The sequence below is a fragment of the Clostridium aminobutyricum genome, assembly GCF_017255415.1.
GTDB classification, from domain to species: Bacteria; Bacillota; Clostridia; order Peptostreptococcales; family Anaerovoracaceae; genus Aminipila; species Aminipila aminobutyrica.
Genome location: NZ_JAFJZZ010000001.1, coordinates 145584 through 169372, shown reverse-complemented (window position 1 = coordinate 169372; position 23789 = coordinate 145584). Strand labels below are relative to the sequence as shown.

Sequence of the window (23789 nt, the reverse complement as noted above, 5' to 3'; positions counted from 1 at the left end):
ATCCTTTACCAAATCGGTGCTTTCATATGACTGTAAAGTGTTGAAATTTTAAGCCTCTTTGGTAAAATTGTAAAGTGTAACGGGAAGGTTCCCCCTTTTTCACCATCCACATCCGTCGATACATCTTCCGGCGATTCAATGGTTAATTCTTCTGTCTTGAAATAAATTACATTTTTATTTTCCTGATGATTTCCTTGAAGAATATTAATCAGTAGAGGGGCGAAATCCATAATTGGCATTTCTTTAAACAACATGACATCCAGTTTTCCGTCATCCACTTCCGAATGAGGCGCAATCCTCTTAAAGCCGCCTGCTGATTTTCCGTTCATCACCAGCATAAAATACATGTTCTCATCAATCGTAAACTCCTTGCTGATCAATTTAACCGGTATCGGCCTGAGGTTCGTTACCTCCGTCAATCCTTTTAAATAGTACGAAAGAACCCCCAATGTATTTTTCAAATTCGGATCGGTCTTCTGACTTACATCAACAAGCATGCCCATCGCCGCTACATTGACAAAATATTTGTCATTGACTTTCCCTACGTCTGCATAGGTAAAGTTCTCTCCCAAAGCAATATCAATCATCTCTTTGATGTCATGCGGGAGATCAAAATAATAAGCGAAGTCATTAGCAGTTCCGGCCGGCATGATGGTAAGCGGTAAATCAATGTTATTTCGAATCATTGCGTTGACGCAAATGTTAATTGTTCCATCCCCTCCGGCAGCAATCACCTGTCGATACTGACTCTGATCCATATTCTGAAACACCGTGTCCAACAAATCACCCTTAGAAGCCCGCACCGGAACAACCAAGTAGCCTTTCTCTTGAAATCGATCAACAATATAATCTAAATTATTTTTAAGCAATCCATTTCCCGCACTGGGATTATAAAACAGTAGAACTTTCAATCCTTTTTCTTCCATCATCTCTCAAAATCCTCCTAATTTGCCCGACTAAATATAGTGACCCCGCGTACAATACAACCTCATACTGTTCTTTTATCGATTCGGCATATTGATAAGCTTCCGCTGGATCTTCTATTACAGTACAATTTTGCCCTCTTTCCGTTAAAAGCTTATATAGAATTTCAGTTTTTAATTTTCTTGGATTATTTGGTTCGGTAACAACGAAGCAATCCGTCACTTGCGTAAACTGATCTAAGATTTTATTATAGTCCTTATCCTCCAGCATGCCAATCACCATCAAAATTTTTTTATCCGAAAGAAAAGATTTCACCGTTTCAGCAAGTGCTTTTGCACCATCTTCGTTATGCGCTCCGTCAAGGATGATGTACGGATTTTTCTCCATCACCTCAAAACGCCCTATCTGAATAGCCCTTTTCAGTCCTGCATAAAGGCGGCTTCGTTCTACCTTAATTTTCTGCTGCTTTCTGAGAAGCTCAAGCGTAATCAAAGCAGTCATCACGTTTGAAAGTTGATGCTCCCCGATCATACGAATCTGAACATCCGTATACTCTGTTCCAAAAATCCTGGTATCCAACGTATACCCTTCCATGGATTGTTCAAACACCTTATATTTTATCTTTGTCGCATCAACCAAAACCGCATTAGTTTCATACGCTTTTCTTGCAATAACCTTCGCGGCTTCCCGCCTCGTCACATTCATGATAACGGGAACACCCTGCTTTATAATTCCAGCCTTTTCTGCTGCTATCTTTTCAATGGTGTCCCCTAATCGGTCCATGTGGTCATATGAAATGGACGTAATGACACAGGCCAGCGGATTTTCTACAATATTCGTTGAATCTCCTATGCCACCCAAGCCTACTTCTAGTACTACATAATCTGCCTGCAATTTTTTAAAGTATACAAAAGCAACTGCCGTCACAATTTCAAATTCCGTCGGCGAATCCATCCCCTGTTCCAGCATTAGCTGAACTTTTTGTAAGACATGATCGGTACATTGCTCCAACTCTTCATCGGATATTAACGCACCGTTATATTCAATCCGTTCATTAAACACTTCCAGAAAAGGAGAGGTGTAAAGTCCTACTTTATAGTCATTTGCCGAAAGTGCTTCATATAAATACCGACACACGGACCCTTTCCCATTGGTTCCCGCTACATGTATGACGTTTAAGTCCTTTTGAGGATTTCCTAAAAGCTCCATGAGGATACGCATGCGTTCTAAGCCAAGTCGGCTGCCAAAACGTTCAAAGGTCTTTATCTTATTAATAGCTGTTTCATGATTCATTCATTGCCCCTCCACTCCGGACATTTCTAATCACCCTATTGAATTTATAGTTATTCTCTTAGAACTACAGTTTCTTCTCTACAAGCTCCAGTCTTGCGATAACCTTAGCCAGCATATCTTCATACTTTGCCTGCTTTTCTTTTTCTTCATTGATCACTTTTTCAGGAGCTTTAGCCACAAAGCCCTGATTGGACAATTTTCCTACAACTCGCTTTACTTCACCTTCTAATCTTGCCTTTTCCTTTGTCAATCTCTCCAATTCCGCTTTATAATCTAACAAATCATCCAGCGGAATAAAGATTTCCACGCCGCCCATTACCGCGGACATTACTTCTTCAGGAACCTGTGCTTTATCCTCGATAAAGCTGATTTCCGTAATATTGGCAAGGCTCTTGATATATCGTTCGCCTGCTTTGATATATTCTAAATCTTTTCCAGTGGAAAGAATAACCGCTCTTAGTTTTCTGCTTGGGGCTGCTTCTGCTTCCGCTCTGATATTTCGAATATTTCGAATCGCCTCCATCGCCATTTCAAGCTTCTTCACTTCTACGTCATAAGTCAGCTTCGCATCAACTACCGGCCAGCTTTCCTTGATTAAGAAGTTGTCCGGATTATCCTTTGCAGGTGCATTCTTAGGCAGGAATCCCCAAATTTCTTCTGTAATAAACGGCATGAACGGATGAAGAAGCTTTAGCATATCTTTTAGAGCTCTTACAAGAACAAACCGGGCAACCTTCTTGTCCTCTTCATCCTCCCCATATAGTCTGCCCTTAACCAACTCAATATACCAGTCACAGTATTCATTCCAAATTACTTCGTATACTCTTTGTCCCGCAAGTGCAAGATCAAACTTATCCATGGAACTTGTTACGTACTGTACCGCATCGTTCACTCTGGAAAGAATCCACTTGTCTTCATCCCGAAGCACAATGTGATCCATTCCGGTTTCTTCCGAAGCCATTTCTTTGAAATTGCCGTCTTCATCCTGAAGGTTCATGATGACAAAACGGGAAGCATTCCATAGCTTATTTGCAAAGTTTCTGGAAGCCTCTAATTTGTCCTCCTTAAACCGCATGTCATTTCCCGGAGAAATACCTGTCATTAACATAAATCTCAGCGCATCTGCTCCGACCTGATCAATGACTTCAAGCGGATCGATTCCGTTGCCTAAGGATTTGCTCATCTTTCTTCCTTCGGCATCTCTTACAAGACCGTGTACATAGACATATTTGAACGGCACTTCACCGGTCATTTCAAGGGCAGAGAATACCATTCTTACAACCCAGAAGAAAATAATATCATAACCCGTTACCAATACATCGGTAGGATAGAAATATTTTAAGTCTTCCGTCTGTTCAGGCCAACCTAGTGTAGAGAACGGCCACAAGCCGGAGGAGAACCAAGTATCCAATACATCCTCATCCTGCCTAATATTTGTGCTGCCGCATTTTGTACACTTCTCTGGTACTTCTGTGCTAACCATCATTTCACCGCAATCCTCGCAGTAATAAGCTGGGATTCGGTGTCCCCACCAAAGCTGTCTGGAAATACACCAGTCTCTGATGTTTTCAAGCCAGTGCAAGTAAATTTTTTCAAAGCGGTCCGGAACATGTTCCAACGTACCATTTTTAGCCGCTTCAATGGCAGGCTTTGCTAAGCCTTCCATCTTCACAAACCACTGATCGGAAAGCATTGGTTCGATAACTGTATTGCAGCGATAGCAGCCGCCGGATGGGATGACTTTTTCTTCGGTCTTCACCAGATACCCTGCTGCTTCAAGATCTGTTACCCACGCTTTTCTGCATTCAAAGCGATCCATTCCATTATATTTTCCAGCCAGTTCATTCATCGTTGCATCCAGATTAATGCAAGAAGTTCTCGCAAGGCTATGTCTTTCGCCAACTTCAAAGTCGTTCGGGTCATGCGCCGGAGTAATTTTAACCGCACCGGTTCCTTTTTCAGGGTCCGGGTACGTATCGGCTATGATCGGGATCTCTTTACCGACTAATGGTAAAAGTACCTTCTTGCCGATCAACTCCTTGTATCGTTCATCCTCCGGATGAACGGCAATGGCTTCGTCCGCAAACATCGTTTCCGGTCTGGAAGTTGCAACAACGATTCCTTCTCCGCCATCAACTGCCGGATATCTGAAATACCAGTACTTCCCGTTCTTGTCTTCATGCTCTACTTCGGCATCAGAAAGAGATGTTCCGCACTCTGGGCACCAGTTAATCAAACGGTTTCCGCGATAAATCAGTCCCTTATTATAAAGTCTTACGAACATTTCGTTTACTGCTTTGTTGCAGCCTTCATCCATCGTGAAACGTTCTCTGCTCCAATCGCAGGAGTCGCCTAGCTTTCTGCACTGTTCGGTAATTCGGCCGCCATACACTTCTTTCCACTGCCATGCCCTCTTTAAGAACTCTTCACGTCCAAGATCTTCCTTTTCAAGCCCTTCGTCGTTTCTGATTTTTTCAACTACTTTTACTTCCGTTGCAATACTTGCATGATCAGAACCTGGAAGCCATAATGCGCTGAAGCCCTGCATTCTCTTCCAACGTGTCAATACGTCCTGCAACGTCTGGTCTAGAGCATGTCCCATGTGAAGCTGCCCTGTGATGTTTGGCGGCGGCATGACAATAGTAAACGGTTTTTTATCCGGATCAATTTCAGCTCGAAAAGCACCTTTTGACTCCCATTGCGCGTATATTCTGTCTTCAAAATCTTTTGGATTGTAATTTTTAGCTAGATTTTTTTCCATTTATTTTTTCTCCTTTTTTAAGTTATTTAACAGTTTCAGATTCGGGCATAAAGACAATAAAAAGTCCCTTAACAAGTCATTCTGCTTGCTAAAGGACGAATTCAACTCCGCGGTACCACCTTTATTCCATCGAGCCGGTAAAACCCAAGCCGACGGCACTCATTTAGTCTGTAAACTACGATATAATCAGAAGCAACCTTCAAAAACCGCTTTCCTTGAAATCTCTCAGCCTATGGATTTCATTCTCTAACAGGCGCTCTTTTTCCTACTCCTCTTCTGCATAGTTTCTATTCAATTAATTTAATAAGATTCTTCATCTATACTTGTTTAGTTTACCTGATTTAACGCATTTGTCAAGTTTATATTTCATGTCCTTCCACTTCCATCAAGCTGATCTTCAATCCGCCGTCTTTTCCGATATCTCGGGTTCCTTTTACTTCGACCGATTTGGCTAAATCACCCTGTGGGATGTGCTCCGTGCAAACGGCGCCAAGGCCCATCAGCACGCCCAATCCGGACGGAGTCACCATTTCGGTTTCCACTTCATCTGTCACGAAGATATAATCACAGTCTTCCCGCATGGCCATCACTGCCGGTACCGGTACCGGTATCAAGCCGTGGCTGCAATGAATAAAGCCCTTTCCGTCATGAACAGGCGAACAATAGATTTCTTCTACACCTAAACGTTCCACACAAATAGCGATACCTGCGATATTGCGGATAGCTTCTATTCTTCCCACTTCATGGAAACCCACGTCTTCAATCGTTGATTCATGCACCTTTGCTTCGGCCTTAGCGATTACCGCATAAATATCAAGTGCTCTTTGTTTTTCACCCTCTGTCAAGCCGCTGTGTGCAATAATATGCTTCACATCTTTATAACTGATATGTTCATGATGGTGGTGTATCTCTTCGTGAGTATGCCCGCCTTCGTGGTCGTGTTGCTCACGATGATCGTGTGTGTGCTCATGATGTTTTTCTTCACCGTGTGTATGTTCATGATGGTGATGAGGCACCACATCAATCGTTTCGATTTTCTGCCTTACAGCCTCTGCCTCTCCACATAATTCCAACAAAGCTTTGAAAGCCATGTCTCCGCTGATTCCACAAGAGCAATCAACATACAATATTTTCTTCATCTTATTACCTAATCCTTTTACATGATTTCATCTTGCTGATTTCTTTTCACTTTAGCTCGGCTCTTAATCCATTCGATTGATTTTGGAAGCAAGATAAGCCGCTCCGAATCCGTTATCAATGTTCACGATTCCTACACCATTGGCACAGCTGTTGAGCATGGATAAAAGGGCAGACAATCCGCCTAAATTAGCACCGTATCCGATGCTGGTAGGCACCGCAATCACCGGTTTATCTACCAGGCCGCCTACCACACTCGCCAAAGCCCCTTCCATGCCGGCCACGACAATCACCACATTAGCAGACCGTATTCTGTCCAGCTTTGCAAATAATCGGTGAATACCCGCAACCCCCACATCATAAATCCGGTCCACTTTATTGCCCAGCACCATTGCTGTCACGGCGGCTTCTTCCGCAACCGGAATGTCTGCTGTACCCGCCGTTACGATTGCGATAATTTTATCGGATGAAGGAATCGGATTTCTGTTTATGATAATGGTTCTTGCCACTTCATCATAGATTGCATCCGGCACAAGAGCCTTCGTTGCTTCATATTGCTCCTTCGTCGCTCTGGAACCAATAATATTGTCGTTGTTTTCCGAAAGCTTCTGAATAATGACGGCAACTTGCTGTACCATTTTCCCTTGACAAAATACAGCCTCCGGAAAGCCTGTACGAATGCCTCTGTGATTATCAATATTTACAAACTCTAAATCTTCAAACGGCAATTTTTTCAGTAACTCTACCGCTTCTGCCGGAGCCGTTTCTCCGTTGGCCACTTTATTTAAGAGTTGTTCTAAATATTTATTGTCCATACTTTCCTCCATTGGAACGTTCAATCGAAATGAGTTTGATTTTTTATTTCAGACAGAAAAAGCTTTACAGCCATTTTACTTCCTGCTTTTTTACTCTTTCCGGTATGGACGGATAGGCCTCTTTATCCGGATAACCAAGCATTAATGCTGCATAAAAGCTGCTTCCTTCCGGAAGCTCCAGCAATTCCTTTAACTGCGGAATAGCATTGCAGAATCTGGTTAAGTACCCCGCCCAGCAGGTTCCGATTGCTTGTGCCTGTAGCAGCAGCTCAATGGTTGTTAAAGCAATGGATGTATCCGCCAACGGATTCACCTTATTGTTCTTTGCATATCCTAAAAGCAAGGTCGGTGCCGTGCCCATAACGCAATTATTTCCCGCTTCATATTCGGAAACTACTTCCGGTGAAGTCCCTGTTTCTTTGACATAATTCAAAATATGTAACATGATTTGTTCAATCAGTTCCTTATTATCGATCACAATCCAATTAGTCGGATGTTGATTCTTTGCACTTGGGGCCCAAGAAGCCAACCATAAAGCATGATTCAGTACTTCTCTGTCCACCGGCGTATCCTTGAAGTGACGATAAGAACGTCTGGTCATCACGTGCGTTTCTAAAAGCTTACTAAAATTGATCGGAAGTTCAGCAAGTTCCACTTCCAACGTTCCTTCCATTTCTCCAAATGAAATCGCCTTTTTAGGACAGACAGCAGCGCAATGCAAACATTTGATGCAGCCTTTTCCTTCTACCAGCTGTGCCTTGCCTTCTGTCATTTCTAAAACAGTAAACGGACAAAAGTCAACACATTTTTTACAGCCTATACATTTTTGTTTATCAATGATAATCATTTTATTCCTCTTTCATTCCTGTCTAATTTTGTCGACTGCTGACAACTAAAAATGGACAAGTACCCTATCGATGGATAAGTCCTCGCCTCTATTTTTCTATGTAATTGTCAAGTCAATCTAGTGAGCCAGTTGCTTAAAACATTCTAGCATACTATCTATGGTAGCTTCTTTTGCTACAATAATTTGCATCCCATAGTTTTCAGCTTCCTCAGCAGTTTTTTTCCCGATGCACACAGCCTTTATATGTTTAAAATCAGTAAGGCCTGTTTGCTTTACAAAGCCTTTGACTGTAGAAGCACTGGTAAAAGCAACATAGTCGATATCCTGTTCCATCCTATTCTCGCAGTCTGACGACTCTATTGTATCATAAATCGGCAAATCCTCATAGCCTATTCCTGCAGCCGCAAGAGGTTTTAACACATCTTCCGTTCCGATTTTTGCTCTTGGAATCAATAGCCTAACCTTTCGGCTCCGCTCCTGTTCTTCCTGTAAAACGGTTTGAGTTAAAAGCTCACCCAGCGCTTTTCCGCTGTATTCATGCGGCATTAAATTTACCAAAATACCTTTTTCTTCAATACTCTTTTTCGTGGCGGAACCGATTGCGGCAAATTGAAGGCTTGCTAAACTTCGAATATCTTTTTTCATCGCTCTCAGCTTATTAAAGAAAATTTCTACGCCGACAGGACTGGTAAAAACAGCCCAATCATATTCATTCATATGATGAAAAGCCTCTTCTAGGGCATCATTATTTTCTATTTCCTTCGTTTCAATGGCAGGAAGCAGTACAAGCTCTGCCCCAAGCAGTGCAAGTTTCTGCGCGAGCTCAGAGCTTCTGTCACGAGGTCTTGTGACTGCAATTTTAAGTCCGCCCAACGGTCGATCTTCCGCCCAGTGAAATTCTTCTGCCAGCGCGCAAACTTTTCCTACTACAATAATGGCCGGGGTCTTGACCGCCGCCTTTTCAGCCTCAGCCGGCAAATGGCTCACATCCGATACGATACGTCGTTGATGAGCAGTCGTCCCTCTTTCCAAAATAGCAGCCGGCATGTCCGGTTCTATTCCGGCGCCTAACAATCCCGCACAGATTTTAGGGATTGATGCAACGCCCATTAAAAAGATATACGTACCATCCAATTTCACAAGTGCTTCGTAATCAATTTCCGCTTCATCGGACTTTTTAGTATGTCCGGTTATAATGTGCAGTGAAGAAACGAAATCCCGATGAGTAACCGGAATGCCATTATAGGCCGGAACCGCAACTGCTGAAGTGATGCCGGGTACGATTTCAAAGGCAATCCCATTCTGAGACAGCAGTTCCAGTTCTTCTCCTCCACGTCCGAATACAAACGGATCTCCTCCTTTGAGCCGCACCACCTGTTTCCCTTTTTGTGCTTCTCGGAGCAATATTTGATTAATTTCCTGTTGCGGAACCGGATGATTGCCTGACACTTTCCCCACAAAAATACGTTCTGTCTTCTCAGGAATCATGGCCAAAACACCTTGTCCAACCAACTTATCATAAACCACTACATCTGCCTGCTCTAATACCGCTTTTCCTTTCAACGTGAAAAGTCCCGGATCAGAAGGTCCGGCTCCTACCAGCCAGACCTTCCCTGCTACATATGTCATCTTAAGCGTCTCCCTTCAATTGCTTGGCTAACTCCAATGCCAACCGCTCAGCATCCTGAACAGCCCCTGAAATTTTATCCTTTTTGCATTCCTCAGTTTTTTCGTTATAGTAGAATCCTCGAATTAAAATGTGATCTCCCTTTACCTCCGCATAGGCTCCGATCGGAGTGCTGCATCCGCCTTCCAAGTATCTTACAAAAGCTCGTTCAGCAAGCGCTTCTACCTCTGAACATTTATCATTTACACAATCGAGAAAGGAATAATCTTCGCCGGCACGTCCTTGAACCACCATAATTCCCTGTCCTGCAGACGGTATCATCTCATCTGGGCTAAAAACTTTTCCGATTCGGTCTTCTAGCTTTAATCGAGCCATTCCGGCATAGGCTAAGATAATCGACTTGAAATCCCCTCGATCCAGTTTGGTAAGCCGTGTCTGAAGATTCCCTCGAATGCTTGCGACCTTCCAGTTCGGATACAGCTGTTTTAATTGAAGTTCTCTTCTTAAACTGGACGTTCCAACCGGAAGATTTATATCAACCAATTGATCGCCTGCCGGGTAAACCAATACATCATAGGGCTTTTCTCTCGTTGAAAAAGCTACTAACGGAAGTTCTTCCGGGATTTCCATCGGCAAATCCTTTAAGCTATGCACCGAAAGATCAATTCTCCCTTCCTGCAAAGCTTTATCCAGCTCTTTCACAAAAAGGCCTTTTCCACCGATTTTATCCAGTCTCTTGTCTAAAATCAGATCACCGGTGGTCTTCATCGTCACAAGCTCCAGTTCTAAATCAGGATGGGCTTTTCTAATCTGTCCCATCACTAATTCCGACTGAGTAATAGCCAATTTGCTGTCTCTGCTTCCGATAACAATTTTTTTCTTCATGGCTTACCTCTCTCTTCGTCAAAATTGATATTTAATAAAACTTTCCTATAGATCTCCTATCGACTGTCGAATAAATGTCCCGGCTTTTTTCGCCAACGCATGATTTTTACCGCCTGCTGTAATGCCAATAACAAGCTCTTCTTTCAATACAACTCCCGGAAAATAAAAATCACATTCTTCTTTGGAATCTGCTACGTTTACTAAGATACCACGCTGTCTGCATAGTTGACCAATCTGTTGATTTAATATTCTATTGTTAGTAGCCGCCAATGCAATTTGAGCATCCCAAAGATCTTCCTCCTTAAATTCTTTTATCACCAGATTCAATCGCTTGTCTTGCGCTTCCTCTTTTATTTCAATCTTATTTATCAGATTCGATACCTCTTCAGAGGCTTCCCTTGCAATCACCTTTAAATTGCACGAAAATTTCAGTAAGGTTTCAATTCGTCTCTGAGCAATTTTACCGGCCCCGACAACCACTACATTGACGTCTCTGATATTAGCAAACAACGGGAACCAATCTGCTCTGTTCAAGGAGGCTTCCTCTCCTTCGGTTCCTTCGATGACCTTCAAGAGCTCTTCCAGCTCAAAGCCTTGCCCTTCCTCCGGTCTTCCAATCACAATAAGTACTGCTCCTGCATCTTGCACAGCCCTGTATTTCTCAGGGAGTCCTCCTTCTTTCCCGGAGTCTTTTGTAACCATGTACTTACAGCCCAGCTGATTTAACATGGCTTTATTCATTTCATAGGAAAAAGGACCTTGCATGCAAATGAGATGCTTTCCGGTAAAGCCCCATTCCGAGCAGCTCTTAAGCACCTCCTCCATCGGCAAGACCCTTGCAAACAGTCTTTCTTTAAAATCCTTGACTTGAGTAAAAGGCTGCAATTCTTTGCTGCCTATGGTTAACAGGGCCTTTCCGTCAACCTCATTTAATATCCTGACAGCCTCTTGCATGCTTTTCACAAAAACACAATCTTCTTTATTCAAGTAGTTCGAACTTCTGCGAAGTAAACGCAAATACCTTTTCTCGGTATGATTGCAAGCAGCCTGAATATTTTCAGTAACCTCCGTTGCATAAGGATGAGTCGCATCCACCACCACATCATACCGTTCCCTCTTTATCAATTCCTGCATTTGCTCAATCGAAAGTCTGCCCGTGTGAACGGTAACACGTTCTTCACCGGGCGGAATGCAAAAGGACTCTTCTAACACTTCTTTCCCATAGTCCGTAGCAACGCTTATGTGTACAGTATGGCCTCTATCCAAAAGCTTTTCAACCAAATTTCTGCCTTCCGTTGTTCCTGCAAAAACAAGAATTTTTAACATGTTTTTCTCCTCTTAACATTCCTAGACTAATGCTTTAGTGTCTCTTTCATGGCGGCTTTATGCAAACCGTTTATACATTCATTCCATATATCCTGCGGTAAAGTTTCCTTTAACCCGTATAATATTTTGCCAATGGATTTTTGTACGGATTCTTCTACTACTTCATTTATATCGCTTATAGGGCAATTACTTTCCAACTTTTCCGTATTATATGAAAATCTTTCCACAGTATCTTCCACTACACGTTCGACAATACCCTGAATTTTACCCACATGTTTTCTGAATTCAAACCATTTAATCAGTTCTTCTTGGTACTCCTGTAAAATCTGAAAAGCCAGTTCCATACCCTCGCCGTTCAATTCTCTTAAATCGGAAACTCCCATGCTGTCGATATCATATATTTCTACATTTTCTAATTCCCCGATTCTAGGGTCAATATCCCTAGGTACAGCAAAATCAAACATATAATAGGATTGTTGTCCAAGACATTCTCTGGCTTCTTCTAATTTTAACGTATGGTGAGGGCTCATGGTTGCACTCACTATTACTTTATGCTCTGAAATTTCTTGTATTCTATTATCATACGAAATCATCCTGCATCCTTCCGGAATAACGGACCGCTGTTCTTCCATGCAATGTCTAGGACGTCTTAATGTCATAGACACTTCTGCTCCATGCGTAAGGAGCGTATTGGCAATCAGCCTGCCCATCTGTCCGTTTCCGATAATCAGACATTTGATCCCGTTCAAATTTTCGAATTTACTTTTTAAAATCGTCAGCATTTGATTTGCAGAAGTTCTGCTGATCCTTGAAATCTGAACCTCTGTTTTCACCTTTTTCCCTGCAGATAAAGCCGTCTGAAATAATTTTTCCAATGCTGTATCCGTGCAGCCTTTTTGTCTGGACAGCTGCAGTGCCTCTCTAATCTGGGAAATAATCTGATCTTCACCAAAAATCTTTGAATCAAAACCGCAGGTTAATTGCAGCAAGTGGTTAATCGCCTCTCGATTTTCACGCATAACAAAATAATCTTTATAAGTTGTTAAATCAAGTCCTTTTAAGCGGCATAACAGTTCATACGGATCCATCTCACGATGCGTTCCGCCCCATTGTCCGTATCCGCTAATCCACAATTCTGTTCGGTTACAGGTAGAAATCAACACGCAGCCTTTTACTCCAGATTGTTCACCTATAATTTGTACGGCCTCTTGACATCCCACTTTGGTAAAGGAGAATGCTTCCCGACAGCTTAAAGGAGCCATGTTATGGTCAATTCCAACCATCCGTATATTCATTACAATCACCTTTCTTTATGAGCTTCAAAACTCCCTTATCCTTTTATTTCTTTTCACGAACGATAATTACCGAAAAATAGCTGGCGTTTTCATCAATTTGATCAATACTGTCAAACACTCTTTCGCCCTCCATACCGCATCGCTCCACCATTTTCACCGTGAACTGATCCGGCTTTTTTTTCAATAATTGCTTTATTTCCGAAATAGATTTGCCACTCTTCATAAGCACTTTTGTGCCCCTCAGGTTCAGTGCCTCTTCTACCCCCGTATAAGAGGCCGGTATGACATGAAGTTCTTCCTCTGCCTCTGTCAAACTATCATTTAATCGAGCGGAAACTGCACAAAACGAAGGGATACCCGGAACAATTTCAGTCGGATAGCCCTTTCCTTTTACCAGCTTATGGATATACGCATAGGTCGAGTAAATGGTAGGATCTCCTAAGGTTAAAAAAGCAACGTTTTTGCCTTCATCAAGCCAATCCGTTACCTGTTTTGCAGCAGCCTCGTGACTTTGCTCTAATTTTTGCTGATCACGTGTCATGGGCAGATCCAATTCAACAATATGTTTTTGCTCAAAATCGGGTACCGCTTTCTTTGCAATCGTATACGCCACATTGATCGATTGTCCGGACTTCGGAACCGCGATAATATCACACTCCTGAATGAGCCGTACCGCCTTTAAAGTCATTAATTCCGGGTCTCCCGGTCCCACTCCTAAACCATATAATGTTGCCATTTGTGTCCTCCCATCATCACTCATGTATCTATTCTTTAGCGCAATCCAGCGCATGTTCTATATATATTTGTTGAATTTCCTTAAACTCTCCGATTCCCTTCATCAGACATTCCACTTCAAATCCGGCTTCTTCGAATATAGACTTCCAAGAGTCTTCCTCTTCTCCTGCCATATCATTCATCGCATGATCTCCTGCAACGACCATAAAAGGCATCAGGATCACTCGTTCCGGTTCAAATTGTTTTACTTGTTCCAGCATCGTTTCAAAATCAGGATACCCTTCTACCGTACCGACAAATACATTGGTATATCCCAGTGCTTTAAACCGATAGTCCAGCGCCGCATAAGCCGCATCCGTATAATGACCTGTTCCGTGTCCCATTAAGATCAACGCTTCGTTTTCTTTAAAGGAAGGAAATTGTTTCATAATGGCCTCACAGGTTTTCGTATAGTCCTCCGAAGTGGTAAGAAGCGGGGCTCCTACATGAAGGACTTCGAATTTATCCCTGAAGGGTTCTATCTGAGCCATCATTTTGTCGTATTCATCCCCATTGATAATATGAGTAGGCTGAATAATTACGTCTGAAAACCCATCTTCCAGAAGATGCTCCATGGCTTCTGTCACATTGTCTATCACCAGCTGATCTCGTTCTTTCAAAACCTTCATAATAATCCCGCTGGTAAAAGCTCTCCGACATTCTCTTTGCGGATATTTTCCTGCAAGGGCCTGTTCAATAGCCTGTATCGTTTTTTCTCTCGTATCTTTATGACTTGTTCCAAAGCTTACAACTACTATAGCTTGTTTTTTCATCTATTGTCTATCCTTTCATGAATTACATGCAAATTATATCACCTATGCGTTCACATTTCGTTACTTTGTATTGACAAAAAGGGTTATTAACTCTTCTGCCGTTTTAGGCATGCAGGCTCCTTTTGGCAAAAGGCCTTCTTTTATTAAACCATCATATATTTTTAATACGGATGGCTTTTCTAAATTTGTTTTTTCCAACAAAGCTTCGTCAAAAAAGATTTCTTCCGGTTTTCCTTCTTTCAAAACCTTCCCCTCATCAAAGAGGACGATCTTATCAGCCCATATCAATGCACGTTCCACATCATGAGTGGATAGCAGGACGGTAATTCCGCTCCTGCTTAATTCATCCACTATCTCATCGATCATTCTCGCATGTTTTGGGTCTAAAGCAGAAGCGGGCTCGTCTAAAATAACGATGCTGGGCTGCATCACCAATACATCCGCAATCGCAACTCGCTTTTTCTGCCCTCCGCTTAAAAAGTGGGTTGGTTTATCTTTGAATTCTGTAATATGCAGTTCATCCATTATTTGGTCTACTTTTTCTCGGACTTCTTCTTTTGGGAAGCCAAGATTCAATACGCCAAAAGAGATCTCTTGCGTAACACTAGCCGAAAACAATTGGTTGTCTGGGTCTTGAAATACGATTCCAACCTGTCTGCGAACCTCTAACAAGCCTTTCTTTGAATAGTCAAGGGGTTTCCCATTGATAGAAATGTTCCCTTTTTGTGGTCGAAAAACACCATTCAAGTTCAGAAAAAAAGTAGATTTTCCTGAACCATTTGAACCCATAATGGCGACTTTTTCTCCCTTTTTTATTTCTAAATCAATTCCTCTTAGTGCTTGTGTTCCATCTGCATACGTATAATATAAGCCGTCTACTTTAACCATTATATCTGAGTCCGGCTGTTGATTCCTTCTATTTTGCTCGTCCATCTTCCTATCCTTCTTCTACACTTCTTCTACACTTCTGCGTTTATTTTACACCATATTGCGATTGCTGTCAGTATGATCAGGAAACTCAGTATCAGTCCCTTTTCCATCCATGAGCTTGGTTTGCTTTCCTGTAACACATTTAATTCTCCGTCATAACATCTGGATTCCATTGCTTCAAAGAGCCGATTGGATTTATCCAGTGCACGTATCAGAAGTACAGAAAGCATTCCGCCCATCCCTTCCATTGAGCTCCTAAAGCTCCTATTCCCAAGTCGGCAATTTTGTGCGGTCAGAATCGAAACGGCGATTTCCAAAAGCACAAATATAAATCGATACGTCATCATCATAAGCTCAATGATAAGGTTCGGGCAATGCAGCCGTTTCAACACATAAAGCAAATCCAACAGGGTCGTAGTCAACGTTAGGAAATAGAGGCAGGAAATAGAAGCCAGAGAAACCAAAATCAATCGAACCGCATACTCAATCGAGTACCAGCTGACAGCTAAAAACTTATCCCCTACAGCTATATTGAACAAGTCCATAGGCTGTGACGTCCAATTTACAGCAATAGCCACCGTTCCCATTGCCAGAAAGGCAAGGGGGGCCAGCATGAGCTTCATATACTGAAAAAAGGACGTACGACTATATCTTACAGTCGCACATCCCATTATGCTTAATACGAGAAAGGATATCACAAACGAACGCGCTGCTACGCAAATAAGCAGAGTACCTATTGCAAACGCACACTTTAAAAAAGGGCTTTTGTCTCGGATGGCAGAATAATATGCCAGTTTGTCTATCACAATCATGAAAATACCTCTACTTTTCTTTTACTAAGTTTTCTATTCTTGTTTTTCTTTTTTCTGAAATTTCTTCCTTGCTACCAAATAACCCATTCCAAAGAAAAATAGTCCCGATCCGGTGGCTGCCTGTAAGCAGAATAACAACGATTCTGTTTCTCCTCCCGGTGGTTCCAACAGTGGCTGCGCCCATGCATGGTAATTCGGATTGATTGCGGTGATCACTTCTTCTGCCTCACCATCCGCTCCGCCAAACTCTGAATCGTGGATAAATAACAAAGGTACCACCGCTATAATGACTGCTAAGATCAAGCAGAAAATTACCACTTTACCATTTTTACTTAAACTCATGCTGCTACCTCCTTACGATAACGACCATATCCAAGCATCTCAAGTTCCGGCTGAGCAACACTTTCGAGCCCTTTCATAACCACCACGGCAAGCAATCCTTCAATGATGGCGAGCGGAATCTGAGTAATGGCAAAAATAGCCATAAATTTAGTTAGAGAAGCCATAAAGCCTCCTACCTCGGCCGGATGTGCCAAAGCCAGTTGGATAGCCGTAATGCAATATGTAAATAAATCTCCCAAACAAGCCGCAAAAAATACCGCAACTGATTTCGGAGCTTGTACTTTTAAACAAATTTTATAGACTATATAAGAAAGAAATGGCCCTGCGATCGCCATGGAAAAAGTATTCGCACCGAGAGTGGTCAATCCTCCATGTGCCAGTAAAATTGCTTGAAATAATAATACGATCAGTCCGATTACACACATAGCTGACGGGCCAAAGAGCACGGCTCCCAGTCCTGTTCCTGTTGGATGTGAACTGCTTCCCGTTACCGAAGGGATCTTCAGCGCGGATAATACAAAAGCATACGCAGCCATCATCACCAATATGAGCAACAACTTGCGGTCTTGAGCCAGGGTCTTCTTAATCGATAGAAAACCTAATACAATGAACGGTATGCAAATTACTCCCCAAATAATGCAATAATTTAAAGGCAAATAGCCTTCCATAATGTGCATCGCACTGGAGATACTTGGCATACCGAACACGAATGCAATGGCCATGCTTGCAATAAGCAGGCAGCTTTCTGTTTTTGTTTTTTTCATGTTTTTCCTCCTAAATAAAAAAACTATTCTGAACTTTTCAGAATAGTGCAATAGGGAGCGAGCGTCGCTCCGCTTATCACACTTTCTCATCGTTCGTAAGAAAATGTGATTCTCGTCACAACTCAAAAACACCTTGTAAAGGTTTGGAATTTGAACAGTATACGAAAATCGATATCTTAGGCAGGTCTTCTGGCTTAGGCGTCAACGCTGTATTTTGCCTTCCCATTTGCACAGTGGCTTCATAAAATACAGCTCTTCCATCACAGCGGCGCGACCGCATGGGCATTACACCCAACTTCCCTATTCTCTCGGCAGGAAAAAACCGAGAACCTATGATATTTAAATTGTCAGATTTATTATAACACTCAGGATAACTTCATTACAACCCCTTCCTAGAGATTTTTACATCAAGTTCAGCTCTGGCTGGCATGGCTTATTTTAATTATATAAAAAAGGCACATTGAAGATAGCTTTCAATGTGTCCGTCATATACTATAAACTAAAAAAGCACAATTCGTAACGAATTGTGCTTTTTATACATCATTGTCATGTTATTTATTTCTATGGTTTCATTCGGACATAAGCCCATTATACATGAAAAAACTTTGCTGCCGCTTCTAGCGTAGAATTAATATCTTTACAAGTATGTGCATTTGAGATAAACATTGCTTCATATTGAGCAGGGGCAAAATAGTTTCCATGATTCAACATGTGTAAGAAATAGTCCGTATATTGCTTCAGGTCAGATTTCTTTGCTGACGTATAGTCGGTCACCGCTTCACCCGTGAAGAAAATAGTACCGATAGAGCCGATCTGGTTAATCGTACATTCCACCTTCGCCATTTTTACGATGTCAGCCAGTCCTCCATATAACTTCTGTCCTAAATGATTCAAATGACCATAAATCTCAGCATGTTCTTTTAAGTAAGTCAACTGAGCGAGACCTGCTGCCATAGCCACCGGATTTCCGCTCAACGTTCCTGCCTGATATACCGGTCCAAGAGGAGCTACCACTTCCATGATTTCTCTCTTTCCGCCGTAAGCACCTACCGGCATGCCACCGCCTATGATTTTGCCGAAAGTAGACATGTCCGGCGTGATACCGAACAATTCTTGTGCTCCGCCCAAAGCAAGCCGAAAACCTGTAATCACTTCATCAAAAATCAATACGGTCTTGTTTACATCGCAAATTTCACGAAGCTGCTTTAAAAAGCTTTCATTTGGCAGGACAACACCCATATTTGCAGCTACCGGTTCTACGATTATGGCTGCAATGTCACCTTTATGCAGTTCAAATAGTTTTTGCACGCTTTCAAAATCATTATATCGTGCTGTCAATGTATCTTGCGCACAGTTTGGCGTTACACCGGCACTGTCCGGTGATCCGCCTTCCGCAATCAATCCTGATCCGGCCTTTACTAAAAGTCCGTCACTGTGTCCATGATAACATCCTTCAAACTTGATGATTTTATTTCGTCCGGTGTATCCTCTCGCTGTTCTGAGTGCAGACATGGTCGCTTCTGTTCCTGAATTCACCATTCTGACCATTTCGAAAGATGGCACCAATTCACATACGAGTTTTGCCATTGTAATTTCTCTTTCCGTAGCCGCACCAAAGCTTAGCCCTCCGGAAATTGTTTCTTCTACAGCCGTTCTTACAACCGGATGATTGCTTCCCAAAATCATTGGCCCCCAAGAACCGATATAATCAATATATTGATTTCCGTCTGCATCATAAATGTACTGAGCATCCGCTTTCTCAATAAATCTAGGAGTCACGCCAACTGACCGAAAAGCTCTGGCAGGGCTGTTTACTCCTCCTGGGATATACTTTTGGGCTTCTTCATACAATCGTTCCGATTTCTGCGTGTTTGTAATCATCGTTCCATTCCTTTCCTCTTATCATCAATAAGGATTAGCCAATTCGTCCTTCTTCTACCATTGCTGCAATTTCTTTTGCAAAATAAGTAATTAATATATCTGCACCAGCTCGATAAATGCTGGTAGTCGTCTCTGCTATAATAGCCGATTCGTCAATCATTCCCATATGCGCAGCCGCTTTAATCATGGCGTATTCTCCGCTTACGCTATAAGCAGCTACCGGGACATTCACTTCATTCCGAACCTCTCGGATGATGTCCAAATAGGAAAGCGCCGGTTTTACCATAATGATATCAGCCCCTTCTTCAAGGTCGGTATAAACTTCTTTCAGTGCCTCTCGCCTATTATGGTAGTCCATTTGATACGTCTTCCGATTTCCCTTAAAATTATCGGAACCTGCTGCATCCCGAAACGGGCCGTAAAAGGCAGACGCATATTTCGCTGCATAGGACATGATCGGTGTATCTTCAAAACCTGCTGCATCCAAAGCTTTTCGGATAGCAAGAACTCGTCCATCCATCATATCGGAAGGAGCCACCATACTGGCACCGGCTTCCACCTGCGATACTGCTGTTTTTGCTAACAGCGGAAGGGTCTTGTCGTTATCCACCGTATCCCCTTTAATGATGCCACAATGGCCATGTGAAGTATATTCACACATGCAAACATCGCCTATATAATATAGTTCAGGAAAGGCCTTCACAGCTATTCGGAATGCCTCCTGTACAACCCCGTGATCATGATAGGCGCCACTTCCACACTCGTCCTTATGCGAAGGAATGCCAAAAAACATGACGTTTTTTACACCCGCTTTCGCTACTTCCTCTAATGCAAAAGGCAGGGTATCCACACTATATCGTTTTTGCCCGGGCATCGCTTGAATATCTTTTATAATTCCCTTGCCCTCTTCGATAAAGAGCGGATAAATCAACGAATCTTTTGAAATTCTGGTTTCTCTTATCATCTCTCGAACTCTGCCGTCGAGTCTCAATCTCCTTGGCCGTTTTAACAGTTCCATTTTCACAGTTCCTTTCTAAAAAGATAACGGAATAATCGCTTTCATTATCATATCACAATTTCAAAATAACTTGCAATACAAACAATACCCAAAAACTGGCTGAAAAAGGTGGCTTCGCCCCTCTGCACTTCCTTTTTTTATTCAAATAGGAAACGATATTTCCTATTGAATAAAAAAGACTGCCTTAGGCAGCCTCTTACTTTTATTTATTATTCTCTTAGCGGACCCTCTTCTTAGCTGCCTCTACCACGTGTTTCATTAACATGCTCGTCGTTACTGTACCTACGCCGCCGGGAACGGGAGTGATCGCTTTCACAATTTTTTCCGCTTCTTCAAAATCCACATCTCCGCAAAGTTTACCATCTTCGCTCATGTTGATTCCCACATCAATGACGATCTGTTTTTTATTCAGATATTCGGTTCCGATTGCTTTTGCCTTTCCTGCTGCGACAATCAAGATCTCTGCGTCTTGACAAATAGCAGGCATGTCCTTTGTTTTGGTGTGACAGATCGTCGGTGTACCGTTTTTCTGCAGAATCATCATAGCTGCCGGTTTACCGACCACTAAGCTCCTTCCGATGATCACCACTTTCTTGCCTGCTGCATCAATATTGTAATGATCTAATATCTCCATACAAGCTTGAGGGGTACACGGCGGATAGCCTAATTCCGTCCCGGAAAATACACCTGCCATAGATTGATCCGTTATTCCGTCTATGTCTTTCGAGGCGAGTAACGCCTTGCGAACGGCATTATCATCGAACTGTTTTGGTAACGGCCTAAATAAAAGAACGCCATGAATGCTTTCCTCTTGATTGACATCCTCAATCAGCTGTATCAATTGTTCCTGCGAAGTGTTTTCCTCAAGAACAAAGCTTTTTACGTCGATGCCAATGGTCTCTGCACGCTTTATAGCTCCTTTTTCATAAGACATATCTTCTGATTTTTTTCCAACTCGTATGATTCCCAATGTAGGAGAAATCCCCTTTTCCTTTAGAAGCTCCACTTCTACTTTCAGTCTCTCATTTAGAGCATCAACAACTTCTTTTCCTTTCAACAGTTCTGCCATAGGGATCTCCTTTCGTCTTATCCTATCCGTTTGATAATTTTTTTAGAACGCTTGCATAGATTTCATCTGCCATCGCTTCATATTTGATTAATAAAGTTTTCGTTTCTGCATTCACTTTTTCCGCATACGCTCTGTCTTTCATCGCTTTTGTGTTAATAAATACATTTAAGCCGGCCCCCTGCAAAGCTGCCTTACAAAAAACAACACCCACACCGGCATCGCTGATTGCCAAAGCACTGCCTTTAGACGCAAATTCCCTGTGCAATTCAATGGTGACACAGCATTTTTTCATTATTTCTAGCGGCACAGAGCAGGCCTCCCGTAATGCGGCTTCCATGACTCTCGTCTTTTCTTCTTGCTGCTCAGGGGTCTCATTTGGCATTCCGTAAGCCTTTGACAGAGGTTCAAATACCTGTGCATCTTTCATAACAAGTCCAAGAAATTCTTCCTGAAGCCGATCACACTTCGTTTTCATCAAATGCATCTGCTCTTCAACATCCTCATATTTTTTCTTTCCGACCGTGAGGGAGGCGACCATATTACCAAGAGCTGTGCCCACGGCACCTACTAAAGCTGCTGCACCTCCGCCACCCGGAACCGGTGCCTTACTAGCAAGAACTTTCACAAAATCTTCGCAGCTTCCTTTTACAAAATCCATTTAACACTCCTCGTTTCTTTCTGTTGCGCATTCTTTGCGTAACATTCATCTTGACCGCAAGGGATATTCAAGATATCCCCTGCGCAGAAATTTTTCATCGGATGTTAGTCTGTTTCAATTCTGTCCTATTAGAACAATCCGGAAATCTTCCCAGTATTGTCTACATCTATACGTTCTGCGGACGGCACTTTAGGAAGACCCGGCATTGTCATAATGTCACCTGTCAAAGCCACAATAAAACCTGCGCCTGCTGAAATCTTCAGGTTTCTAACCGTCAGCGTAAATCCTTTAGGTGCTCCTAACAGTTTAGGGTCATCGGAAAAACTATATTGCGTTTTTGCTACGCAAATCGGCACGTTACCAAACCCAAGACTCTCTAGCTGCTCCAACTGTTTACGGGCAGCCGGAAGAATATTCACTGCGTCTGCATGATATATTTTTGCAGCAATTGCGTTCAGCTTTTCTTCAATACTGCTATCAAGAGAATAGCTGTAATCGAAATCATTTGGCTGCTCACAAAGCTTAACAACTTCTTCTGCCAGCGTCTTTCCGCCTTCTCCGCCTTTTGCCCAAACCTCACTCAACGCAACATGTACACCTAGTTCACGGCACTTTGCTTCCACCAACTTTAATTCTGCTGTGGTATCGGTAGGGAACGCATTAATCGCTACGACCACCGGAAGTTTGTATACATTCCTCATATTTTCTACATGCTGCAATAAATTCGGAAGACCTGCAGCCAATGCTTCTAAATTTTCTAAACCTAAATCAGCCTTTGCGACACCTCCGTGATGTTTCAAAGCGCGAACGGTTGCTACAATAACAACTGCTGAAGGCTTTAAATTTGCTGTACGGCATTTAATATCCAAGAATTTTTCTGCTCCGAGATCCGCGCCGAATCCAGCTTCCGTTACAACATAGTCAGCCAGTTTCAAAGCCATCCGAGTAGCCATAATGGAATTGCATCCATGTGCAATATTGGCAAACGGCCCACCATGGACAAATGCCGGCGTATGTTCTAACGTCTGCACAAGATTTGGCTTCAATGCATCCTTCAGCAATGCCGCCAATGCGCCCTGTGCATTTAATTGACCTGCTGTAACAGGTTTATCGTCATACGTATAGCCGACTATAATTTTATTAATTCGTTCTTTTAAATCGTCAATATCCTTTGACATGCATAAAATGGCCATGATTTCACTTGCTACGGTAATATCGAAAGAATCTTCGCGTGGAGTGCCGTTTACTCGGCCTCCCAGACCATCTGTAATAAATCGCAGCTGGCGGTCATTCATATCGACACATCGGTGCCAAGTAATTTTTCTTGGATCTATGTTTAAACTATTGCCTTGGTAAATGTGATTGTCAAGCATAGCGGCAAGCAAATTGTTGGCTGCCCCTATTGCATGCATATCTCCGGTGAAATGAAGGTTGATGTCTTCCATCGGAACAACTTGCGCATATCCTCCGCCTGCTGCACCGCCTTTCATTCCGAATACCGGTCCAAGGGATGGTTCTCTTAAAGCAACAAAAACCTTTTTACCGATTTTTCTAAGTCCGTCAGAAAGTCCTACGGTTGTTGTTGTCTTCCCCTCACCTGCGGGTGTTGGAGAGATGGCCGTTACCAGAATTAACTTTCCATCCGGATGATTTTGTTTTTCTTTTAGAATGTTGTAGTCAATCTTTGCTTTGTAATTCCCATAAAGCTCTAAATATTTTTCGTCAATGCCTGCATCCTTCGCGATACCTCTGATGTCTAACATCTCAGTTTCTTGTGCAATTTGAATGTCACTCTTGATTTCCATAATAAACTTTTTCACCTTTCTATAATCCTTTTCGCCTCCAGATTTCCTAAAAG

21 protein-coding genes and 1 riboswitch are annotated in these 23789 nt (G+C 42.5%); all 21 genes read right to left on the bottom strand.

Going from position 1 to position 23789, the window contains the following annotated elements:
- Nucleotides 1–5: 5 nt before the first annotated feature.
- The 21 genes from JYB65_RS00870 to JYB65_RS00770 all read right to left on the bottom strand — a co-directional run bounded on the left by JYB65_RS00870 (nucleotide 6) and on the right by JYB65_RS00770 (nucleotide 23736).
- Nucleotides 6–929 carry a YegS/Rv2252/BmrU family lipid kinase gene (locus tag JYB65_RS00870; RefSeq protein ID WP_206580696.1) on the bottom strand — a complete coding sequence of 308 codons (924 nt, stop codon included), beginning with the start codon at nucleotides 927–929 and terminating at the stop codon, nucleotides 6–8.
- Nucleotides 889–2217, bottom strand: coding sequence for a bifunctional folylpolyglutamate synthase/dihydrofolate synthase (locus JYB65_RS00865; protein ID WP_206580695.1), 1329 nt, complete (start codon nucleotides 2215–2217; stop codon nucleotides 889–891). Before JYB65_RS00865 ends, JYB65_RS00870 begins: the two co-directional genes overlap by 41 nt.
- Before the next feature lie 64 nt (nucleotides 2218–2281).
- Nucleotides 2282–4978 (bottom strand): valine--tRNA ligase, encoded by a 2697-nt coding sequence (locus JYB65_RS00860; RefSeq protein WP_206580694.1) that lies wholly within the window; start codon nucleotides 4976–4978, stop codon nucleotides 2282–2284.
- 359 nt (nucleotides 4979–5337) lie between these two features.
- On the bottom strand, nucleotides 5338–6117 hold the full coding sequence (gene larC, locus JYB65_RS00855; RefSeq protein WP_206580693.1) for a nickel pincer cofactor biosynthesis protein LarC: 780 nt from the start codon (nucleotides 6115–6117) through the stop codon (nucleotides 5338–5340).
- A 63-nt stretch (nucleotides 6118–6180) separates the two neighbouring features.
- Nucleotides 6181–6930 carry a nickel pincer cofactor biosynthesis protein LarB gene (larB, locus tag JYB65_RS00850; RefSeq protein ID WP_206580692.1) on the bottom strand — a complete coding sequence of 250 codons (750 nt, stop codon included), beginning with the start codon at nucleotides 6928–6930 and terminating at the stop codon, nucleotides 6181–6183.
- 64 nt (nucleotides 6931–6994) lie between these two features.
- On the bottom strand, nucleotides 6995–7777 hold the full coding sequence (locus JYB65_RS00845; RefSeq protein WP_206580691.1) for a nitroreductase family protein: 783 nt from the start codon (nucleotides 7775–7777) through the stop codon (nucleotides 6995–6997).
- Nucleotides 7778–7894: 117 nt separating this feature from the next.
- The gene (cobA, locus tag JYB65_RS00840; RefSeq protein WP_206580690.1) at nucleotides 7895–9406 is read right to left on the bottom strand and encodes a uroporphyrinogen-III C-methyltransferase; all 1512 of its coding nucleotides are present in this window, start codon (nucleotides 9404–9406) and stop codon (nucleotides 7895–7897) included.
- 1 nt (nucleotide 9407) lies between these two features.
- Nucleotides 9408–10289 (bottom strand): hydroxymethylbilane synthase, encoded by an 882-nt coding sequence (gene hemC, locus JYB65_RS00835; protein WP_206580689.1) that lies wholly within the window; start codon nucleotides 10287–10289, stop codon nucleotides 9408–9410.
- A 45-nt stretch (nucleotides 10290–10334) separates the two neighbouring features.
- Nucleotides 10335–11615: a precorrin-6A reductase gene (cobK, locus tag JYB65_RS00830; RefSeq protein ID WP_206580688.1), complete on the bottom strand. Its 1281-nt coding sequence runs from the start codon at nucleotides 11613–11615 to the stop codon at nucleotides 10335–10337.
- Between the two features lie 26 nt (nucleotides 11616–11641).
- Nucleotides 11642–12910, bottom strand: a complete 1269-nt coding sequence (hemA, locus tag JYB65_RS00825) for a glutamyl-tRNA reductase (RefSeq protein WP_206580687.1) — start codon at nucleotides 12908–12910, stop codon at nucleotides 11642–11644.
- Between the two features lie 43 nt (nucleotides 12911–12953).
- Nucleotides 12954–13646, bottom strand: a complete 693-nt coding sequence (gene cobI / locus JYB65_RS00820) for a precorrin-2 C(20)-methyltransferase (protein ID WP_206580686.1) — start codon at nucleotides 13644–13646, stop codon at nucleotides 12954–12956.
- Between the two features lie 28 nt (nucleotides 13647–13674).
- Nucleotides 13675–14457 carry a sirohydrochlorin cobaltochelatase gene (locus JYB65_RS00815; RefSeq protein ID WP_206580685.1) on the bottom strand — a complete coding sequence of 261 codons (783 nt, stop codon included), beginning with the start codon at nucleotides 14455–14457 and terminating at the stop codon, nucleotides 13675–13677.
- A gap of 60 nt (nucleotides 14458–14517) precedes the next feature.
- Nucleotides 14518–15390, bottom strand: a complete 873-nt coding sequence (locus JYB65_RS00810; protein WP_206580684.1) for an energy-coupling factor ABC transporter ATP-binding protein — start codon at nucleotides 15388–15390, stop codon at nucleotides 14518–14520.
- 26 nt (nucleotides 15391–15416) lie between these two features.
- Nucleotides 15417–16199 carry a cobalt ECF transporter T component CbiQ gene (gene cbiQ, locus JYB65_RS00805; protein ID WP_206580683.1) on the bottom strand — a complete coding sequence of 261 codons (783 nt, stop codon included), beginning with the start codon at nucleotides 16197–16199 and terminating at the stop codon, nucleotides 15417–15419.
- 33 nt (nucleotides 16200–16232) lie between these two features.
- The gene (locus JYB65_RS00800; RefSeq protein WP_206580682.1) at nucleotides 16233–16541 is read right to left on the bottom strand and encodes an energy-coupling factor ABC transporter substrate-binding protein; all 309 of its coding nucleotides are present in this window, start codon (nucleotides 16539–16541) and stop codon (nucleotides 16233–16235) included.
- On the bottom strand, nucleotides 16538–17305 hold the full coding sequence (locus JYB65_RS00795) for an energy-coupling factor ABC transporter permease (RefSeq protein ID WP_206580681.1): 768 nt from the start codon (nucleotides 17303–17305) through the stop codon (nucleotides 16538–16540). Before JYB65_RS00795 ends, JYB65_RS00800 begins: the two co-directional genes overlap by 4 nt.
- A 162-nt stretch (nucleotides 17306–17467) precedes the next feature.
- Nucleotides 17468–17654, bottom strand: a riboswitch (cobalamin riboswitch).
- Between the two features lie 239 nt (nucleotides 17655–17893).
- Nucleotides 17894–19186, bottom strand: coding sequence for a glutamate-1-semialdehyde 2,1-aminomutase (gene hemL / locus JYB65_RS00790; RefSeq protein WP_206580680.1), 1293 nt, complete (start codon nucleotides 19184–19186; stop codon nucleotides 17894–17896).
- A gap of 34 nt (nucleotides 19187–19220) precedes the next feature.
- Entirely contained in the window at nucleotides 19221–20204 is a 984-nt protein-coding gene (hemB, locus tag JYB65_RS00785) for a porphobilinogen synthase (protein WP_206580679.1), read from the bottom strand.
- A gap of 217 nt (nucleotides 20205–20421) precedes the next feature.
- Entirely contained in the window at nucleotides 20422–21273 is an 852-nt protein-coding gene (locus JYB65_RS00780; protein ID WP_206580678.1) for a bifunctional 5,10-methylenetetrahydrofolate dehydrogenase/5,10-methenyltetrahydrofolate cyclohydrolase, read from the bottom strand.
- Between the two features lie 22 nt (nucleotides 21274–21295).
- Complete coding sequence (locus JYB65_RS00775) at nucleotides 21296–21931, bottom strand: cyclodeaminase/cyclohydrolase family protein (RefSeq protein WP_206580677.1); 636 nt, start codon at nucleotides 21929–21931, stop codon at nucleotides 21296–21298.
- Nucleotides 21932–22059: 128 nt separating this feature from the next.
- Nucleotides 22060–23736, bottom strand: a complete 1677-nt coding sequence (locus tag JYB65_RS00770) for a formate--tetrahydrofolate ligase (RefSeq protein ID WP_206581738.1) — start codon at nucleotides 23734–23736, stop codon at nucleotides 22060–22062.
- Nucleotides 23737–23789 lie beyond the last annotated feature (53 nt).